The 18,109-nt window shown below is 48.0% G+C and carries 16 protein-coding genes, 2 tRNA genes and 5 other RNA genes; 12 read left to right on the forward strand and 11 right to left on the reverse strand.

Annotation, left to right across the window (positions count from 1 at the left end):
• Nucleotides 1–48: 48 nt before the first annotated feature.
• From oppF to oppA, 5 genes are all read right to left on the reverse strand, one after another.
• Complete coding sequence (gene oppF / locus AB4H76_RS13145) at nt 49–1,053, reverse strand: murein tripeptide/oligopeptide ABC transporter ATP-binding protein OppF (protein ID WP_000994905.1); 1,005 nt, start codon at nt 1,051–1,053, stop codon at nt 49–51.
• Nucleotides 1,050–2,063 carry a murein tripeptide/oligopeptide ABC transporter ATP-binding protein OppD gene (gene oppD / locus AB4H76_RS13150; RefSeq protein ID WP_000110945.1) on the reverse strand — a complete coding sequence of 338 codons (1,014 nt, stop codon included), beginning with the start codon at nt 2,061–2,063 and terminating at the stop codon, nt 1,050–1,052. The genes oppF and oppD overlap by 4 nt, the downstream gene beginning before the upstream one ends.
• 11 nt (nt 2,064–2,074) lie before the next feature.
• Complete coding sequence (gene oppC, locus AB4H76_RS13155; RefSeq protein ID WP_000979661.1) at nt 2,075–2,983, reverse strand: oligopeptide ABC transporter permease OppC; 909 nt, start codon at nt 2,981–2,983, stop codon at nt 2,075–2,077.
• 14 nt (nt 2,984–2,997) lie between these two features.
• Nucleotides 2,998–3,918: an oligopeptide ABC transporter permease OppB gene (gene oppB, locus AB4H76_RS13160; RefSeq protein WP_000911112.1), complete on the reverse strand. Its 921-nt coding sequence runs from the start codon at nt 3,916–3,918 to the stop codon at nt 2,998–3,000.
• 85 nt (nt 3,919–4,003) lie between these two features.
• Nucleotides 4,004–5,635 carry an oligopeptide ABC transporter substrate-binding protein OppA gene (oppA, locus tag AB4H76_RS13165; RefSeq protein WP_001297114.1) on the reverse strand — a complete coding sequence of 544 codons (1,632 nt, stop codon included), beginning with the start codon at nt 5,633–5,635 and terminating at the stop codon, nt 4,004–4,006.
• A gap of 283 nt (nt 5,636–5,918) precedes the next feature.
• On the opposite strand from oppA, the gene AB4H76_RS13170 reads away from it, so the two are divergent.
• Nucleotides 5,919–6,215: a hypothetical protein gene (locus AB4H76_RS13170; RefSeq protein ID WP_420062597.1), complete on the forward strand. Its 297-nt coding sequence runs from the start codon at nt 5,919–5,921 to the stop codon at nt 6,213–6,215.
• Nucleotides 6,216–6,372: 157 nt separating this feature from the next.
• Here AB4H76_RS13170 and ychE (AB4H76_RS13175) read toward each other — a convergent pair whose 3' ends face one another.
• Nucleotides 6,373–7,020, reverse strand: coding sequence for an NAAT family transporter YchE (gene ychE, locus AB4H76_RS13175; protein ID WP_000616773.1), 648 nt, complete (start codon nt 7,018–7,020; stop codon nt 6,373–6,375).
• Between the two features lie 30 nt (nt 7,021–7,050).
• Nucleotides 7,051–7,104 carry a protein YchT gene (gene ychE / locus AB4H76_RS13180; protein ID WP_211180492.1) on the reverse strand — a complete coding sequence of 18 codons (54 nt, stop codon included), beginning with the start codon at nt 7,102–7,104 and terminating at the stop codon, nt 7,051–7,053.
• 392 nt (nt 7,105–7,496) lie between these two features.
• Between ychE (AB4H76_RS13180) and adhE the strand changes: the two genes are divergently transcribed.
• Nucleotides 7,497–10,172, forward strand: coding sequence for a bifunctional acetaldehyde-CoA/alcohol dehydrogenase (adhE, locus tag AB4H76_RS13185; protein WP_000301651.1), 2,676 nt, complete (start codon nt 7,497–7,499; stop codon nt 10,170–10,172).
• 301 nt (nt 10,173–10,473) lie between these two features.
• Here the strand turns inward: adhE and tdk are convergent, their stop codons facing one another.
• Nucleotides 10,474–11,091: a thymidine kinase gene (gene tdk, locus AB4H76_RS13190; protein WP_000068077.1), complete on the reverse strand. Its 618-nt coding sequence runs from the start codon at nt 11,089–11,091 to the stop codon at nt 10,474–10,476.
• A 604-nt stretch (nt 11,092–11,695) separates the two neighbouring features.
• Between tdk and hns the strand changes: the two genes are divergently transcribed.
• A complete protein-coding gene (hns, locus tag AB4H76_RS13195; protein ID WP_001287378.1) occupies nt 11,696–12,109 on the forward strand; it encodes a histone-like nucleoid-structuring protein H-NS in 414 nt (137 codons plus the stop codon).
• Nucleotides 12,110–12,252: 143 nt separating this feature from the next.
• Here hns and galU read toward each other — a convergent pair whose 3' ends face one another.
• The 3 genes from galU to rssA form a co-directional block, all read right to left on the reverse strand.
• A complete protein-coding gene (gene galU, locus AB4H76_RS13200; protein ID WP_000718995.1) occupies nt 12,253–13,161 on the reverse strand; it encodes a UTP--glucose-1-phosphate uridylyltransferase GalU in 909 nt (302 codons plus the stop codon).
• Nucleotides 13,162–13,362: 201 nt separating this feature from the next.
• Nucleotides 13,363–14,376 carry a two-component system response regulator RssB gene (gene rssB, locus AB4H76_RS13205; protein ID WP_000193447.1) on the reverse strand — a complete coding sequence of 338 codons (1,014 nt, stop codon included), beginning with the start codon at nt 14,374–14,376 and terminating at the stop codon, nt 13,363–13,365.
• A gap of 91 nt (nt 14,377–14,467) precedes the next feature.
• The gene (gene rssA, locus AB4H76_RS13210) at nt 14,468–15,373 is read right to left on the reverse strand and encodes a patatin-like phospholipase RssA (protein WP_001295622.1); all 906 of its coding nucleotides are present in this window, start codon (nt 15,371–15,373) and stop codon (nt 14,468–14,470) included.
• A 112-nt stretch (nt 15,374–15,485) separates the two neighbouring features.
• Between rssA and AB4H76_RS13215 the strand changes: the two genes are divergently transcribed.
• The 9 genes from AB4H76_RS13215 (at nt 15,486) to AB4H76_RS13255 (ending at nt 18,087) form a co-directional block, all read left to right on the forward strand.
• The gene (locus tag AB4H76_RS13215; RefSeq protein ID WP_001362540.1) at nt 15,486–15,944 is read left to right on the forward strand and encodes a YchJ family protein; all 459 of its coding nucleotides are present in this window, start codon (nt 15,486–15,488) and stop codon (nt 15,942–15,944) included.
• 49 nt (nt 15,945–15,993) lie between these two features.
• Complete coding sequence (gene purU, locus AB4H76_RS13220) at nt 15,994–16,836, forward strand: formyltetrahydrofolate deformylase (protein ID WP_000555849.1); 843 nt, start codon at nt 15,994–15,996, stop codon at nt 16,834–16,836.
• 159 nt (nt 16,837–16,995) lie between these two features.
• Nucleotides 16,996–17,080: transfer RNA gene (locus tag AB4H76_RS13225), tRNA-Tyr, on the forward strand.
• Nucleotides 17,081–17,123: 43 nt separating this feature from the next.
• Nucleotides 17,124–17,255, forward strand: a non-coding RNA gene (locus tag AB4H76_RS13230) — RtT sRNA.
• 34 nt (nt 17,256–17,289) lie between these two features.
• Nucleotides 17,290–17,374 (forward strand) — tRNA-Tyr (locus AB4H76_RS13235).
• Nucleotides 17,375–17,420: 46 nt separating this feature from the next.
• Nucleotides 17,421–17,552, forward strand: a non-coding RNA gene (locus AB4H76_RS13240) — RtT sRNA.
• Between the two features lie 46 nt (nt 17,553–17,598).
• A non-coding RNA gene (locus AB4H76_RS13245) (RtT sRNA) lies at nt 17,599–17,730 on the forward strand.
• A 46-nt stretch (nt 17,731–17,776) separates the two neighbouring features.
• Nucleotides 17,777–17,908: non-coding RNA, RtT sRNA (locus tag AB4H76_RS13250), on the forward strand.
• 47 nt (nt 17,909–17,955) lie between these two features.
• A non-coding RNA gene (locus AB4H76_RS13255) (RtT sRNA) lies at nt 17,956–18,087 on the forward strand.
• Nucleotides 18,088–18,109 lie beyond the last annotated feature (22 nt).

The following is an 18,109-nucleotide window of genomic DNA, read 5'->3' on the forward strand; positions in this document are numbered from 1 at the left end:
TCGCTTTCGGCGTGAAAAAGGGCTGACAACTGTCAGCCCTTATTGTGTTTAAAGCGGATCGACTTTCAGGCAAGAAACGGCGTGTCTGAAACTCCCCTCCAGAACAGGACGTGTTTTGGCGCACTCCGGACCGGCAATCGGGCAACGGGTACGGAAAACACAACCGGAAGGCGGGTTGATCGGCGACGGTAATTCCCCTTCCAGTAACTGGATGGTTTTGTTCTTCTCCAGATCCGGATCAGGTATGGGGACTGCCGACATCAATGCCCTGGTGTAAGGATGTAGTGGATTGTGGTAGACCTCATCATAGGTCCCCAGTTCTACCGCATGGCCGAGATACATCACCAACACACGATCGGAAATGTGTTTTACCACGGCCAGGTCATGAGCGATAAAAATTAATGACAATCCCATCTCACGTTGCAGCTGCTGGAGCAGGTTGACCACCTGCGCCTGAATTGACACGTCCAGCGCCGACACCGGCTCATCGCAGATAATCAGCTTCGGTTCAAGAATAAGAGCACGAGCAATCCCGATACGCTGGCACTGCCCACCGGAGAACTCATGCGGATAGCGGTTAATCAGGTTAGGCAATAACCCGACTTTCAGCATCATCGCCTTCACGCGCTCGCGAACTTCCTGGCGTGACATTTTCGGATGATAAGTACGCAGTGGTTCAGCGATGATCTCGCCGATGGTCATACGCGGGTTTAGCGATGCCAACGGATCCTGGAAAATCATCTGAATATCACTGCGAACGGCACGCCATTCATCGGGCTTCATGCCCAGCAACTCTTTACCTAACCAGGCAACATGACCGTCGGTCGCCTTGACCAAACCGATGATGGCGCGAGCAAAGGTGGACTTACCGCATCCCGATTCCCCTACCACACCTAATGTTTCCCCTTCATACAGGCGAAGAGTGACACCATCGACGGCTTTGAGCGTTTTCGGCGGTTGCCAGAACCACTGTTTGCCATCTTTGATTTCAAAGTGCACTTTAAGATCGGCGATTTCAAGGAGGACTTTTCTTCCTTCAGTTACAGCATTCATAACAGTTCCTCCACCGGTTTAAAGCAAGCACGCAGACGGCCAGGCGTAAACTCTTCCAGCGGCGGTGCGCTACTACAAATTTCCATCGCATGTGGACAACGTGGCTGGAACGGGCAACCTTTCGGTAATCGCAGCAAGTTTGGCGGATTACCAGGGATGGTCAACATTGTTTCACCTTCCGCATCAAGACGCGGCACCGCGTTGAGCAAACCGATAGAATAAGGATGAACGGGTTGATAAAAGACATCGCGCGCATTGCCATATTCCATCGTGCGCCCGGCGTACATTACCAGCACTTTGTCGCAGATCCCCGCCACCACGCCAAGATCGTGGGTGATCATAATGATGGCGGTATTAAATTCCCGCTTCAGTTCATTTAATAGCGTCATGATCTGCGCCTGTACGGTGACGTCCAGCGCAGTAGTGGGTTCATCCGCAATCAGTAGCTTAGGTCGACATAGCAATGCCATCGCAATCATGACTCGCTGACGCATGCCGCCAGAAAATTCGTGCGGGTACATTTTCATGCGTTTACGCGCTTCCGGCATTTTTACCGCATCGAGCATCCGCACCGACTCTTCAAACGCCTCAGCTTTGCTCATGTTCTTATGCAGCATCAGCACTTCCATCAACTGCTCACCGACGCGCATATAGGGATTCAACGAAGTCATTGGGTCCTGAAAAATCATTGAGATTTGTTCAGCGCGCAGTTTATTGAGTTCATGCTCTGGCAAATTGAGGATTTCACGCCCATTGAAGGTTGCCGATCCGCCAATACGTCCGTTGGCAGCCAACAGGCCCATCAACGCAAATGCAGTTTGCGATTTACCCGAACCAGACTCACCTACAATACCCAGCGTTTCTCCGGCACGTAGGGAAAAATTCAAATCATTGACCGCCGTGACGTCGCCGTCCGGGGTACTAAAGGTGACACGCAAATCTTTCACGTTCAGCAGTGCGTCAGCCTGTTGTTGTGCGAGCGGCACAGTTGCAGTTTCAATTACGCTCATGGCTGCACTCCTTAACGATCTTTCGGGTCGAGGGCATCACGCAAGCCATCGCCGATAAAGTTGAAACAAAACAGCGTCACCACGAGGAATCCCGCTGGGAACAACAATAACCATGGAGAGACTTCCATCGAGTTCGCGCCATCACTCAGCAATGCACCCCAGCTGCTTAACGGCTCTTGCGTACCCAACCCCAGGAAGCTAAGGAAAGATTCAAAGAGGATCATGCTGGGCACCAGAAGTGATGCGTAGACCACCACCACACCGAGTACATTCGGCACAATGTGGCGAATAACAATGCCCGATGTCGATACACCGCCAACTTGTGCCGCCTCAATAAACTCTTTGCGCTTCAGACTCAGGGTTTGTCCACGCACAATACGAGCCATATCCAGCCAGGAAACCATGCCAATCGCCACGAAAATCAGCAGGATGTTTTGACCGAAAAAGGTCACAAGCAAAATGACGAAGAACATGAATGGGAAGGAGTTGAGGATTTCCAGCAGACGCATCATTACCGAATCCACTTTACCGCCCAGATAACCGGAAAGCGAACCATAAAGTGTCCCCACGACCACTGCCACCAGTGCCGCAGCAACACCGACCATGAGTGAGATACGCCCGCCAATCGCAACGCGCACAAGCAGGTCGCGACCGGATGAGTCAGTACCAAAGTAGTGACCGGACTCCATATCCGGGGCGCTGGACATCATCGCCCAGTCAGTATCGTCATAGGCAAACTGCGAAAGCATCGGTGCCAGGATTACAAATAACGCGATCAGCACCAGCACTATCAGACTGGCAACCGCCGCACGGTTATGCATAAAACGTCGACGTGCGTCCTGCCACAAGCTGCGCCCTTCGACCTCCAGCTTTTCACTGAAATTTTCCAGCGTCTCGCTGTTTTTCTTACTTAACATCATCGCGAGCTCCAGTATCAGTAACGGATTTTCGGGTCGATAACCGCATATAGCACATCGACAATGGCATTAAACAAAATGGTTAACGCACCAACCAGGATGGTCAGGCTTAACACTAAGGAATAGTCACGGTTCAATGCGCCATTAACGAACAGTTGCCCAATCCCCGGCAAACCATAAATGGTTTCGATGACCATAGAACCGGTAATAATGCCGACAAATGCGGGGCCCATATAGGAGAGCACGGGTAACAGAGCAGGTTTTAATGCGTGGCGTAAAATGATCCGCCGCATAGGTAACCCTTTCGCCCGGGCAGTACGAATAAAGTTGGAGTGTAATACTTCAATCATAGAGCCACGGGTAATACGCGCAATACTGGCGATATAAGCGAGTGACAACGCCACCATCGGCAATATCATGAATTTAAGCGCCCCACCATTCCAGCCACCGCCTGGCAGCCAATGCAAAATGATCGCAAATATCATGACTAATAATGGTGCAACCACAAAACTGGGGATAACAACCCCGGTCATTGCCAGGCCCATCACGGTATAGTCCCATTTGGTGTTTTGTTTTAATGCGGCAATAACGCCAGCACTAACACCCAGTATTACCGCAAGGAAAAATGCTGCGGCTCCCAATTTGGCAGAAACGGGAAAACTGGATGCAACCAGGTCATTGACCGAATAATCTTTATATTTAAACGATGGACCGAAATCACCGTGCGCCAGTTGTTTCAGGTAGCTGAAATACTGTGTCATGATCGGATCATTAAGATGATATTTCGCTTCGATATTGGCCATCACTTCTGGCGGTAAAGTACGTTCGCCGGTAAAAGGGCTTCCCGGCGCGAGGCGCATCATAAAGAACGAAATAGTAATAAGAATAAATAGCGTCGGAATCGCTTCCAGACAGCGACGTAGAATAAATTTTAACATTGCCCTACCTTCTGGCCTGTGCCTTCTGTAATGCGATAAAAATCAGACACCGTGGAGCAGGACACTCCTGCCCCACGCATTGCCATTAGTGCTTCACAATGTACATATTCCGGGTATAGGTATTATCCAGCGGATCTTTGCCGGTATAGCCACCAACCCACGGTTTCACCAGACGCGCATTCACGTAGTAATAAACAGGAACAATGGCCGAATCCTTATCCAGCTGTTGTTCTGCTTTAGTGTACAGAGCTGTGCGCTGCGCCTCGTCAGTCACTTTCAGCGTTTCCGCCATAATGCTGTCAAAGGCCGGGCTCTTATAATGCGCGGTATTCATCGAGCTGTTCGAAAGCATGGTGTTCAGGAAGGAAGTTGGTTCGTTGTAGTCAGCACACCAGCCTGCACGGGCCACATCAAAAGTACCCTGGTGACGGGTGTCGAGGAACGTTTTCCACTCCTGGTTAACCAGTTTGACGTTTACACCAATGTTTTTCTTCCACAATGAAGAGGCAGCAATCGCCAGCTTTTTATGCAGATCGGAGGTGTTATACAGCAGGTTGATGGTCAACGGTTTGTCTGCGGTATAACCCGCTTCAGCCAGCAGTTTTTTCGCTTCTTCGTTACGTTTTTCCTGACTCCAGCCAAACCATTCTGGCTGAGTCAATTTTGCGCCATCAGTATACGGTGGAGTGTAACCATAGGCGGGCATGTCGCCCTGCGCTTTCACTTTATTAACAATGATATCGCGGTCCATACCTAGTTTCAGTGCGGTACGCACACGCACATCGTTGAATGGCGGTTTCTGGTTGTTAATTTCGTAATAGTAAGTGCACAGGTATGGATCAACGTGAACTTCGTCCGGGATCTCTTTTTTCAGCTTCTGGAACAATTCGATCGGCATGTTGTTATACGTCATGTCGATTTCACCACTACGGTAGCGGTTGACATCGGTAACTTCAGAAGCAATAGGCAAATAGGTTACCTGGTTAATAACGGTTTTCGCGTTGTTCCAGTAGGTCGGGCTGCGTTCAAGAACGATTCGTTCGTTTACGACCCAATCTTTTAAGGTATAGGCACCGTTGGTGACGATATTACCAGGCTGGGTCCATTTTTCGCCGAATTTCTCGATAGCGGCTTTTGGCACCGGTGAAGTTGATGGGTGAACAAGTAATTTATAGAAGTACGGAACGGGTTCACTTAAGGTGACTTCTAATGTGTGATCATCAATAGCTTTCACGCCGAGATCGGTAATCGGTTTTTTCCCTTCAAGAATTTCATCAATACCGGCGATATGCCCATATTGCAGATAACTGGCATACGGAGAAGCAGTGTTCGGATCAACAGAACGTTGCCAGCTATACACAAAGTCTTGTGCTGTGACTGGCGTGCCATCAGACCATTTCGCATCTTTACGCAAATGGAAGGTCCAGACTTTCGCGTCTTTATTATCCCAGGATTCAGCGACGCCAGGTGCTGGATGACCGTCAAGATCGCTGACCAGTAAGCCTTCAAACAGGTCTCGGCTGATATTAGACTCCGGAACACCTTCAATTTTGTGCGGATCTAATGACTGAACTTCTGAACCATTGTTACGTACCAGTGTTTGTTTTTCCGCCAGTGTGACGCCTGCGGGTACATCAGCTGCCAGCGCGACATTCCCTGCCATTAGCGCAGCCAGAACGCCAGCTGCTACTAAACTTCTCTTGGTGATGTTGGTCATTGTTTTTTGGACTCCCTCATTATAATTACTGGTATTAACCAGCATGTGTAATCCCGGATTGGGACCCTGCACAGGCTCGGAGACTTTCTGCTGTCAGGTTACTTTATCGTTACGTATTACTATCACCGACTTTATTTATTCTGGTGATTCAGACGATCACCTTATGTCGATTCGTACTGTGTCTCCCCTGTCGAGACACATTATTCTTTCGCGACGCTCTTTAATTGTTAATTATTCTCATTACCAATAAAGAATCGTCTGGCGGTTGCCCGGAAAGTACCAAATGCGGTTCTTACTCGCCAATACATTTTGCAAAATTGTTAAGCAATTCTCTTTTATTGACCGTATCAGAATCTATAGCTTGCATCCATGCCTTAACAAACATCTTTCAATTCAATCAAATAGAGATTGGCTAAGCATGTCTATCTTTTCTGATTACAGTTCCAGTAGTGAAATGCACAATAATTTAACAATTGATTATTATTTAGAACTTTCCTCTACCAAAGGCAGTGGAATTACTAATATCATTTCAATTATTCTTCAGCAAGCCCAGGATTATGATGTGGCGAAAATAACATGATGGTGAGGAGAAGCAGTTAAGGAAATCCTTATAACTAACTGTAATTTGAGAAGAATATTTTTACCTATTCCTTTTGCTTTTGATAACTGCGCGGGAACAAAGTAAAAATAATGACGAAGTAAACGGAGCATGGCAGCTCCGTTTCATTTGAAAGGAATTAATTAAGCAGGCCGGGGAAAATCCCCTTAATACCAGTAACGATAAATTCAATCCCCAATGCCATCAGCAATAGCCCCATAATACGCGTAATCACGTTGATGCCGGTCTGGCGTAAAACCCGTACCAGCCACGGTGCCATGCGGAACAATCCCCAACAACATAAAGCGAACAATGCAATAGCCACAAAGAAACCAAACAGATAGCTAATGCTGTGATAACGCGTACCCCAGACGATGGTAGAACTGATCGCCCCTGGCCCCGCCATCAACGGCAACGCCAGTGGCACCACACCAATGCTTTCACGTACCGCGGTTTCTGATTTTTCTTGCTTGTTCTGTTTATCCTCGCCAAGCTTGCCGCTGATCATCGACATCGCTATTGTCACCACCAGGATACCCCCGGCGATACGGAACGAATCAATTGATATACCAAAAAGTTGTAGAATCGTGTCGCCGAGAAAAAGCGAGATCCACAAGATAATGGCCACAGACAGGTTGGCTGTAAGGTTAGTTTTGTTTCGCGCTGCCGCTGTCTGATAACTGGTCATGCTGATAAAGACGGGAATAATCCCTACCGGGTTGACCAGCGCAAATAACCCGATGAAAAATTTGAAGTAAACGGGAAAATCAAAAAGGGTCTGAATCACGGTTAGCTCCGAAGCAAAAGCCGGATAATGTTAGCCATAAATAAGGTTGAAAAGACGCGCTGACAATACGCCTTTTGACAGCATTTTTCACCTCCTAACTACTTAAAATTGCTATCATTCGTTATTGTTATCTAGTTGTGCAAAGCATGCTAATGTAGCCACCAAATCATACTACAATTTATTAACTGTTAGCTATAATGGCGAAAAGCGATGCTGAAAGGTGTCAGCTTTGCAAAAATTTGATTTGGATCACGTAATCAGTACCCAGAAGTGAGTAATCTTGCTTACGCCACCTGGAAGTGACGCATTAGAGATAATAACTCTAATGTTTAAACTCTTTTAGTAAATCACAGTGAGTGTGAGCGCGAGTAAGCTTTTGATTTTCATCGGTTAAGCAAATCATCACCGCACTGACTATACTCTCGTATTCGAGCAGATGATTTACTAAAAAAGTTTAACATTATCAGGAGAGCATTATGGCTGTTACTAATGTCGCTGAACTTAACGCACTCGTAGAGCGTGTAAAAAAAGCCCAGCGTGAATATGCCAGTTTCACTCAAGAGCAAGTAGACAAAATCTTCCGCGCCGCCGCTCTGGCTGCTGCAGATGCTCGAATCCCACTCGCGAAAATGGCCGTTGCCGAATCCGGCATGGGTATCGTCGAAGATAAAGTGATCAAAAACCACTTTGCTTCTGAATATATCTACAACGCCTATAAAGATGAAAAAACCTGTGGTGTTCTGTCTGAAGACGACACTTTTGGTACCATCACTATCGCTGAACCAATCGGTATTATTTGCGGTATCGTTCCGACCACTAACCCGACTTCAACTGCTATCTTCAAATCGCTGATCAGTCTGAAGACCCGTAACGCCATTATCTTCTCCCCGCACCCGCGTGCAAAAGATGCCACCAACAAAGCGGCTGATATCGTTCTGCAGGCTGCTATCGCTGCCGGTGCTCCGAAAGATCTGATCGGCTGGATCGATCAACCTTCTGTTGAACTGTCTAACGCACTGATGCACCACCCAGACATCAACCTGATCCTCGCGACTGGTGGTCCGGGCATGGTTAAAGCCGCATACAGCTCCGGTAAACCAGCTATCGGTGTAGGCGCGGGTAACACTCCAGTTGTTATTGATGAAACTGCTGATATCAAACGTGCAGTTGCATCTGTACTGATGTCCAAAACCTTCGACAACGGCGTAATCTGTGCTTCTGAACAGTCTGTTGTTGTTGTTGACTCTGTTTATGACGCAGTACGTGAACGTTTCGCAACCCACGGCGGCTATCTGTTGCAGGGTAAAGAGCTGAAAGCTGTTCAGGACGTTATCCTGAAAAACGGTGCGCTGAACGCGGCTATCGTAGGTCAGCCAGCCTATAAAATTGCTGAACTGGCAGGCTTCTCTGTACCAGAAAACACAAAGATTCTGATCGGTGAAGTGACCGTTGTTGATGAAAGCGAACCGTTCGCACATGAAAAACTGTCCCCGACTCTGGCAATGTACCGCGCTAAAGATTTCGAAGACGCGGTAGAAAAAGCAGAGAAACTGGTTGCTATGGGTGGTATCGGTCATACCTCTTGCCTGTACACTGACCAGGATAACCAACCGGCTCGCGTTTCTTACTTCGGTCAGAAAATGAAAACGGCTCGTATCCTGATTAACACCCCGGCTTCTCAGGGTGGTATCGGTGACCTGTATAACTTCAAACTCGCACCTTCCCTGACTCTGGGTTGTGGTTCCTGGGGTGGTAACTCCATCTCTGAAAACGTTGGTCCGAAACACCTGATCAACAAGAAAACCGTTGCTAAGCGAGCTGAAAACATGTTGTGGCACAAACTTCCGAAATCTATCTACTTCCGCCGTGGCTCCCTGCCAATCGCGCTGGATGAAGTGATTACTGATGGCCACAAACGTGCGCTCATCGTGACTGACCGCTTCCTGTTCAACAATGGTTATGCTGATCAGATCACTTCCGTACTGAAAGCAGCAGGCGTTGAAACTGAAGTCTTCTTCGAAGTAGAAGCGGACCCGACCCTGAGCATCGTTCGTAAAGGTGCAGAACTGGCAAACTCCTTCAAACCAGACGTGATTATCGCGCTGGGTGGTGGTTCCCCGATGGACGCCGCGAAGATCATGTGGGTTATGTACGAACATCCGGAAACTCACTTCGAAGAGCTGGCGCTGCGCTTTATGGATATCCGTAAACGTATCTACAAGTTCCCGAAAATGGGCGTGAAAGCGAAAATGATCGCTGTCACCACCACTTCTGGTACAGGTTCTGAAGTCACTCCGTTTGCGGTTGTAACTGACGACGCTACTGGTCAGAAATACCCGCTGGCGGACTATGCGCTGACCCCGGATATGGCGATTGTCGACGCCAACCTGGTTATGGACATGCCGAAGTCCCTGTGTGCTTTCGGTGGTCTGGACGCAGTAACTCACGCCATGGAAGCTTATGTTTCTGTACTGGCATCTGAGTTCTCTGATGGTCAGGCTCTGCAGGCACTGAAACTGCTGAAAGAATATCTGCCAGCGTCCTACCACGAAGGGTCTAAAAATCCGGTAGCGCGTGAACGTGTTCACAGTGCAGCGACTATCGCGGGTATCGCGTTTGCGAACGCCTTCCTGGGTGTATGTCACTCAATGGCGCACAAACTGGGTTCCCAGTTCCATATTCCGCACGGTCTGGCAAACGCCCTGCTGATTTGTAACGTTATTCGCTACAATGCGAACGACAACCCGACCAAGCAGACTGCATTCAGCCAGTATGACCGTCCGCAGGCTCGCCGTCGTTATGCTGAAATTGCCGACCACCTGGGTCTGAGCGCACCGGGCGACCGTACTGCTGCTAAGATCGAGAAACTGCTGGCATGGCTGGAAACGCTGAAAGCTGAACTGGGTATTCCGAAATCTATCCGTGAAGCTGGCGTTCAGGAAGCAGACTTCCTGGCGAACGTGGATAAACTGTCTGAAGATGCATTCGATGACCAGTGCACCGGCGCTAACCCGCGTTACCCGCTGATCTCCGAGCTGAAACAGATCCTGCTGGATACCTACTACGGTCGTGATTATGTAGAAGGTGAAACTGCAGCGAAAAAAGAAGCCGCTCCGGCTAAAGCTGAGAAAAAAGCGAAAAAATCCGCTTAATCAGTAGCGCTGTCTGGCAATATAAACGGCCCCTTCTGGGGCCGTTTTTTTGTTTACCCAAAGCAACTTTTCCATAAACCGACAGCATTAGCCTTCATCATATTTGCGACGATGTATAACGCCTAAACACAGGGATATTGTACTTTACAGGTCACAAGTCAACGTCGGTGCTTAAGAGCCCTGTGAGGCGTATAGCGGCGTTAAAAAACTGCCGAGAAGGGTATATAGCCCGGAAGAAGTGCGTAAAACGAACTGACAGGATAAAAGTGCCCTGCTCACCCTGTCAGTAAAGAAATTCTTATTAATCGTGGCGATGCCTTTCCTGAATAGCCGTTAATGAGTCGACTTGTAACGCCTCTTTATAGTGTTTACGGCATACAGAAACGTATCGTTCATTACCACCAATTACCACCTGCTCACCTTCGTTATAAGGTCTGCCTGCTTGATCAAGACGCAGCACCATGCTTGCTTTACGGCCACAAAAACAGATGGTTTTTAATTCAACCAGTTTGTCGGACCATGCCAGTAAGTATTGGCTGCCAATAAATAATTCACCTCGAAAATCGGTACGTAAACCATAACAAAGTACGGGTATATCGAGTTGATCGACAACCTCCGATAATTCATATACTTGTTGTCTGGTTAAAAACTGGCATTCATCAACCAGTACGCAATGAATTGCCTGCTGTTCATGTTCCGCACGAATCTCATCAAATAATGATGAATTTTGGTTAAATAATTTTGCAGGCGATGACAAACCTATACGCGAACTGACTTTCCCGGCACCAAAGCGATCATCAATTTCTGCCGTATATACGACAGTGCGCATGCCGCGTTCCTGGTAATTGTATGAAGATTGCAACAATGCTGTAGACTTACCCGCATTCATTGCGGAATAGTAGAAATATAGCTGTGCCATCAGCCACAGGCCCTCAATGATATGAAATAAAGTTGGCTGGAGTTTATCATAATTCGTCAGTTTTTCAGCTCAACAGTATGCACAGAAGTGGGTATATGCGTTCTCCCTTACGAAGCCTTGCATAATCCTTCTGAGCTATCATTACAACTGCCTCGCTTGTTATAAGCGGGTAAATGACTGCTGGTAACTATTCACAATCTTTAACCTGTTGCGCAAGTAATAGCCCTCTGTTGACCTCCAGGAGATAGTGCAATACTAAGTCCATGCTCTTATTGCGACTGTTCTACTTTTCATCATTCGCTTAATAGGGAATTCTCGTAAACACAACTAATACAGAAGACTGAAAGGTCGTCAGCCTACGATAATCTCCCCATAAAATGTGACATGAATCAGGAAGTTTTAACCTCACGTGCTGCGAAATCATCGGTGTAAATAGGGCTATATGCCGCGTCTTTTCTGGCTAATTTTATGAAAAGATATTTATTGGCGGCACAAAATAAAGAACAATTTTGAATTCCTTACATTCCTGGCTATTGCACAACTGAATTTAAGGCTCTATTATTACCTCAACAAACCACCCCAATATAAGTTTGAGATTACTACAATGAGCGAAGCACTTAAAATTCTGAACAACATCCGTACTCTTCGTGCGCAGGCAAGAGAATGTACACTTGAAACGCTGGAAGAAATGCTGGAAAAATTAGAAGTTGTTGTTAACGAACGTCGCGAAGAAGAAAGCGCGGCTGCTGCTGAAGTTGAAGAGCGCACTCGTAAACTGCAGCAATATCGCGAAATGCTGATCGCTGACGGTATTGACCCGAACGAACTGCTGAATAGCCTTGCTGCCGTTAAATCTGGCACCAAAGCTAAACGTGCTCAGCGTCCGGCAAAATATAGCTACGTTGACGAAAACGGCGAAACTAAAACCTGGACTGGCCAAGGCCGTACTCCAGCTGTAATCAAAAAAGCAATGGATGAGCAAGGTAAATCCCTCGACGATTTCCTGATCAAGCAATAATCTTTTGTAGATTGCACTTGCTTAAAATCCCGCCAGCGGCGGGATTTTTTATTGTCCGGTTTAAGACAATTTAATAAGAATAAGCTATAAAAAAACGGCGTCGATTGCTCAACGCCGTTTCGTGGATAACACCGATACGGATGTTACTTCTTAATGCCCATCTCTTCTTCAAGCCAGGCTTTAAATTCCGTGCCAAGGGTGTTATGACGAATACCGTATTCAACGAAGGCCTGCATGTAACCTAATTTATTACCGCAGTCATGGCTCTTCCCTTTCATATGATAGGCTTCCACCGTTTCTTTTTCGATCAGCATATCAATTGCGTCGGTGAGCTGAATTTCATCACCAGCTCCCGGAGGGGTTTTTGCCAGCAACGGCCAAATATCCGCGCTAAGTACGTAACGACCCACAATAGCGAGATTAGACGGCGCAACATCCGCTTTCGGTTTTTCTACCACACCAACCATCGGTACGCTTTCACCCGGCGCTAATTCAACGCCTTTGCAATCCACAACGCCATATGCGGTCACATCAGCAACCGGTTCAACCATGATCTGGCTATGACCCGTTTCATCAAAGCGGCGGATCATCTCTGCCAGGTTATCCTGTGACAAATCGGATTCATATTCATCCAGAATAACATCAGGCAAAATAACAGCTACCGGTTCATCACCCACTACCGGGTGAGCACACAATACCGCGTGTCCCAGGCCTTTCGCCAGACCCTGACGAACTTGCATAATAGTCACGTGCGGTGGACAAATAGACTGCACTTCATCAAGCAGTTGACGTTTTACACGTTTTTCCAGCATTGCTTCCAGTTCAAAACTGGTATCAAAGTGGTTTTCAATAGAGTTTTTAGATGAGTGTGTAACCAGCACAATTTCAGTAATGCCAGCCGCAATACATTCATTCACGACGTATTGAATTAATGGCTTATCGACAAGTGGCAGCATCTCTTTCGGGATGGCTTTCGTCGCCGGCAACATCCTGGTTCCTAATCCCGCAACGGGGATAACGGCTTTTTTGACTTTCGTATTAATGGCAGCCATTTAAATTCTCCTGGACTGTTCGTGTTTTGAACGTGTTCATATTTCTGTATCGCATCCCAGTATATCAGCACCCCGAAGGGGCTAAGTTCTGAAAAGGAGGCGAGTTAGCATAATTAAGACAATTACTTATACGAATGGCGACGATAGTACCACCAGCCGACATTAGCAGGTAATGCAAATTTAGCCCGCGTTATCGTTTGCTCATTCTGCAGACAACATCAAGCGCAGTCGACCACCGGTTCCCCATATTTGGCATTGCCAGGCATCGCATCGCTGGCTCAATTGATTCAAATAAGCGTTACCTAAAGTGCCTAACGGAACACCATTACTGATTTGCACCTGGTGTTCGCCGGTATTTAACGTCGCATTCAGACCCGCAGAAACCAGAATGAGATTTTTCAGTTCGCGATGATAATAGCCAACTAATAGCGGAAACTGCCCCGGCAGATTGGCCTGACGAAGTAAATGGTTTACCTGCTTCAATAACGCGCCCAACTCTGGCAACCGTTGATTTTGGTGTGCAAGCTGTTCCTGTAATAATCCGTTAAACAATGCGCGTAATAACAAGGCAGCAAGTACGCCATTATGTCCAGCTCGGGTGACATCAAGGCAATAAAATGCCAGATCGTTTTCCGAAAGTGCGGCAATATCAAGCACCAGGCCGGGTTTGTCCGCGGCAACCAATTGACGATAATTAACCCGGCAATGGGAAATCACCTGCTGAACCGGCGGTTGTAGTTCCTGTAATAATTTCGCCGCTGCGGCAGGGTTATCAACCATTGCATCCCAGTCGCGAAAAAGCCTTTCCTCTTCCTCAACGCGCGAATTAAACATGCTGGGATAGAGACAGGCAAAAACCATCTCGCGCAAGCGATTCAGATCTTTAACTGGTTTCAGCAAAACATCTTCAACGCCCAGACGTAACGCTTTGGCAATATCTGCCATATTTTCAGTGGCAGATATCACCAGAACTGGGGTCTGGTCGCCTCTGTTACGTATATGCTCCAGCAGTTTAAGCCCGTTCATTCGTGGCATCGCGATATCACATATCATCAGGTCTGGAGTGAAACCTCCCAGCAACTCAAGGGCATCCACCCCATCAGCCGCCAGTACCGTTGTCGCTCCCAATGAGGAAAACCATGAATCCAGAAGCGAGCGAAATACCTGCTCATCTTCAACAATGAGAATCTGTTTTCCGACCAATGGCTGCGTCATGTTCTCTCCCCTGACTGGCTTTACTCAATAGTGGCATGCTATTGCCACCTGCGCCTGTCAGAATTAACTTAAGTGTAGATAAAAATTCTGGTCAAATGTTGGTGCGTACCAACGGCAAAAGTTCGTCCATTTTCCTTTCCACTGCCAGCTGTCCGGCCGCAATGGCAGCGTGCGCGCGATGGAAATCAAGCGTAGATATTTGCGGGCAAACAGGTTGAATCAGAATATCGGGCGGATCACCTGCCATGCGGTTCCTTTTAAGGCGGTTCTCCAGCACCTGGATAGAAGTGGTCATAATCTCTGTTGCCGTTGGCGCTGTCACCGCCCGACGTGTCGTTATGCTGCCTAACCTTTCTTTCAGACGCGCATGCCACGGCAGAGAATCACCATTCTCGCTATTTTCTTCACTGACATTAAAGGAGAGCAAATCTTGTTGCATCAAATGAGCATCGTGCTGCAGGTCAACCGCTATCACAATATCAGCCCCCAATGCACGCGTGAGGGAAATAGGAATTGGGTTAACGACTGCTCCATCAACCAGCCAGTAGCCGTTATGTGCAACAGGTGCCATGAGTCCTGGAATACTGCATGATGCGCGAATAGCAAGATGGAGATCGCCTTCAGTAAACCATAATTCACGTCCCGTACTTAAATTGGTGGCAACAGCCGCAAAGCGACGGGAACAATTTTCGATCTCTGTTTCCGGCATTATTTCGCGGTATTGATTGAAGACACGCTCGCCGCGCAGTAACCCACCGCGCTGCCAGGAGAGATCCATCAGGCGTAAAACATCCCAATAACTGAAAGAGGTCACCCAATCTTCCAGCGCAGATAATCGATCGCATGCATAGGCAGCGCCCACCAGCGAACCAATTGAACATCCTGCAACGATATCAATTTCAATACCCACTTTTTTTAGCGCATTAATAACGCCAATATGCGACCAACCTCTCGCCGCGCCAGATCCCAGCGCCAGCCCTATTTTTATCTTTCTCATTATTCCCGCAAGATTCCCCTGGAATGCAATCGTAGCCACATCGCTACTGCTCGGTTAACATAGTGCTACTCAGGCGGTTAATACGCCGTTATTGTTTCCAGGGAGATTATTTGTGTCTCAGCTTTGTCCCTGTGGTAGTGCTGTCGAGTATAGCCTATGTTGCCACCCTTATGTGTCTGGTGAAAAGGTTGCACCTGATCCAGAACATCTCATGCGTTCGCGTTACTGCGCTTTTGTGATGCAAGACGCAGATTATTTAATAAAGACCTGGCATCCATCTTGTGGAGCAGCGGCGTTACGTGCCGAATTGATTGCCGGATTTGCGCATACTGAATGGTTGGGATTGACCGTATTTGAACATTGTTGGCAGGACGCCGACAATATCGGATTTGTCAGTTTTGTTGCTCGATTTACCGAAGGTGGCAAAACAGGTGCAATAATTGAACGTTCGCGATTTTTGAAAGAAAACGGTCAATGGTACTATATTGACGGTACACGTCCGCAGTTTGGCCGCAACGATCCCTGCCCTTGTGGTTCAGGTAAAAAATTTAAAAAGTGCTGCGGCCAATAATGGTTGACGGTACGGTTTAGCAAACACTCTCAACAAGGTTTTTCCAGCAATGCATTCACTCCAACGTAAAGTTCTGCGTACTATTTGTCCGGACCAAAAAGGTCTGATCGCACGTATTACCAATATTTGCTACAAGCACGAGTTAAATATCGTACAGAACAATGAATTTGTTGATCACCGTACCGGGCGCTTTTTTATGCGCACGGAACTGGAAGGGATTTTTAATGATTCCACCCTGCTGGCGGATCTCGATAGCGCATTGCCAGAAGGCTCCGTGCGTGAGCTGAATCCTGCCGGTCGTCGCCGGATAGTGATTCTGGTCACTAAAGAAGCGCATTGCCTTGGCGATTTGTTGATGAAAGCCAATTACGGCGGCCTGGATGTCGAAATCGCGGCAGTTATTGGTAACCACGATACTCTACGTTCTCTGGTTGAGCGTTTTGATATTCCGTTTGAGCTGGTAAGCCATGAAGGGTTAAGCCGCAACGAGCACGATCAAAAGATGGCGGATGCCATTGATGCTTATCAACCTGACTACGTGGTGCTGGCGAAGTATATGCGGGTATTAACGCCGGAATTTGTGGCACGCTTCCCGAATAAGATCATCAATATTCACCATTCATTCCTGCCAGCGTTTATTGGCGCACGTCCTTATCACCAGGCCTATGAACGTGGTGTGAAGATTATTGGCGCAACCGCTCACTATGTGAATGACAATCTGGACGAAGGCCCAATCATCATGCAGGACGTTATTCATGTCGATCATACCTACACAGCTGAAGATATGATGCGCGCAGGTCGTGACGTCGAGAAAAACGTCTTAAGTCGTGCACTATACAAAGTACTGGCACAGCGCGTCTTTGTTTACGGTAATCGGACGATTATTCTTTAATCGCCAGCAAAAATAACTGGTTACCTTTAATCCGTTACGGATGAAAATTACGCAACCAGTTCATTTTTCTCAACGTAACACTTTACAGCGGCGCGTCATTTGATATGATGCGCCCCGCTTCCCGATAAGGGAGCAGGCCAGTAAAAAGCATTACCCCGTGGTGGGGTTCCCGAGCGGCCAAAGGGAGCAGACTGTAAATCTGCCGTCATCGACTTCGAAGGTTCGAATCCTTCCCCCACCACCATAATTCACCACAGCGATGTGGTAACTTCGGTGAGATTGTGAAAGTTTGCACTCATCGGGGAAGGGTGAGAACCTTCGACTAAGGTTCGATTCGAGCGAAAGCGAGAGAACGTTGCCACAGGCAACGGCCCGAAGGGTGAGGAGCGAAGCGACGAATAATCCTTCCCCCACCACCATCTCAAGCATTACCTCGAAATTTGAATTACCCCTGGTGGGGTTCCCGAGCGGCCAAAGGGAGCAGACTGTAAATCTGCCGTCATCGACTTCGAAGGTTCGAATCCTTCCCCCACCACCATCACTTTCAAAAGTCCCTGAACTCTCAAACGAATCCGTAATTAAATATTCTGCCCAAGCGGGGAAGGATGAGAAGCTTCGACCAAGGTTCGACTTGAGCGCCAGCGAGAGAGCGTTGCCGCAGGCAACGACCCGAAGGGCGAAGCGCGCAGCGCTGAGTAATCCTTCCCCCACCACCATCACTTTCAAAAACCCCTGAATTCCCTTACAAATCCATAATTAAATATTCTGCCCATGCGGGGAAGGACGAGAAGCTTCGACCAAGGTTCGACTCGAGCGTCAGCGAGAGAGCGTTGCCGCAGGCAACGACCCGTAGGGCGAAGCGCGCAGCGCTGAGTAATCCTTCCCCCACCACCATCACTTTCAAAAGTCCCTGAACTTCCCAACGAATCCGCAATTAAATATTCTGCCCATGCGGGGAAGGATGAGAAGCTTCGACCAAGGTTCGACTCGAGCGCCAGCGAGAGAGCGTTGCCGCAGGCAACGACCCGAAGGGCGAAGCGCGCAGCGCTGAGTAATCCTTCCCCCACCACCATCACTTTTCAAAAGTCCGTAAACTCTCAAACGAATCCGCAATTAAATATTCTGCCCAAGCGGGGAAGGATGAGAAGCTTCGACCAAGGTTCGACTTGAGCGCCAGCGAGAGAGCGTTGCCGCAGGCAACGACCCGAAGGGCGAAGCGCGCAGCGCTGAGTAATCCTTCCCCCACCACCATCACTTCCTGAAATACTCAAAA

Source organism: Escherichia sp. UTM R2, from assembly GCF_048593455.1.
GTDB lineage: Bacteria > Pseudomonadota > Gammaproteobacteria > Enterobacterales > Enterobacteriaceae > Escherichia > Escherichia coli.

Excerpts from the sequence above, each read along its gene's own strand:
- oppA (WP_001297114.1), bottom strand. The coding sequence starts at position 5,635 with ATGACCAACATCACCAAGAGAAGTTTAGTAGCAGCTGGCGTTCTGGCT.
- oppC (WP_000979661.1), bottom strand. The coding sequence starts at position 2,983 with ATGATGTTAAGTAAGAAAAACAGCGAGACGCTGGAAAATTTCAGTGAA.
- rssA (WP_001295622.1), bottom strand. The coding sequence starts at position 15,373 with ATGAGAAAGATAAAAATAGGGCTGGCGCTGGGATCTGGCGCGGCGAGA.
- oppF (WP_000994905.1), bottom strand. The coding sequence starts at position 1,053 with ATGAATGCTGTAACTGAAGGAAGAAAAGTCCTCCTTGAAATCGCCGAT.
- tdk (WP_000068077.1), bottom strand. The coding sequence starts at position 11,091 with ATGGCACAGCTATATTTCTACTATTCCGCAATGAATGCGGGTAAGTCT.
- oppB (WP_000911112.1), bottom strand. The coding sequence starts at position 3,918 with ATGTTAAAATTTATTCTACGTCGCTGTCTGGAAGCGATTCCGACGCTA.
- rssB (WP_000193447.1), bottom strand. The coding sequence starts at position 14,376 with ATGACGCAGCCATTGGTCGGAAAACAGATTCTCATTGTTGAAGATGAG.
- purU (WP_000555849.1), top strand. The coding sequence starts at position 15,994 with ATGCATTCACTCCAACGTAAAGTTCTGCGTACTATTTGTCCGGACCAA.
- galU (WP_000718995.1), bottom strand. The coding sequence starts at position 13,161 with ATGGCTGCCATTAATACGAAAGTCAAAAAAGCCGTTATCCCCGTTGCG.
- hns (WP_001287378.1), top strand. The coding sequence starts at position 11,696 with ATGAGCGAAGCACTTAAAATTCTGAACAACATCCGTACTCTTCGTGCG.
- AB4H76_RS13170 (WP_420062597.1), top strand. The coding sequence starts at position 5,919 with ATGCGGTTCTTACTCGCCAATACATTTTGCAAAATTGTTAAGCAATTC.
- adhE (WP_000301651.1), top strand. The coding sequence starts at position 7,497 with ATGGCTGTTACTAATGTCGCTGAACTTAACGCACTCGTAGAGCGTGTA.
- oppD (WP_000110945.1), bottom strand. The coding sequence starts at position 2,063 with ATGAGCGTAATTGAAACTGCAACTGTGCCGCTCGCACAACAACAGGCT.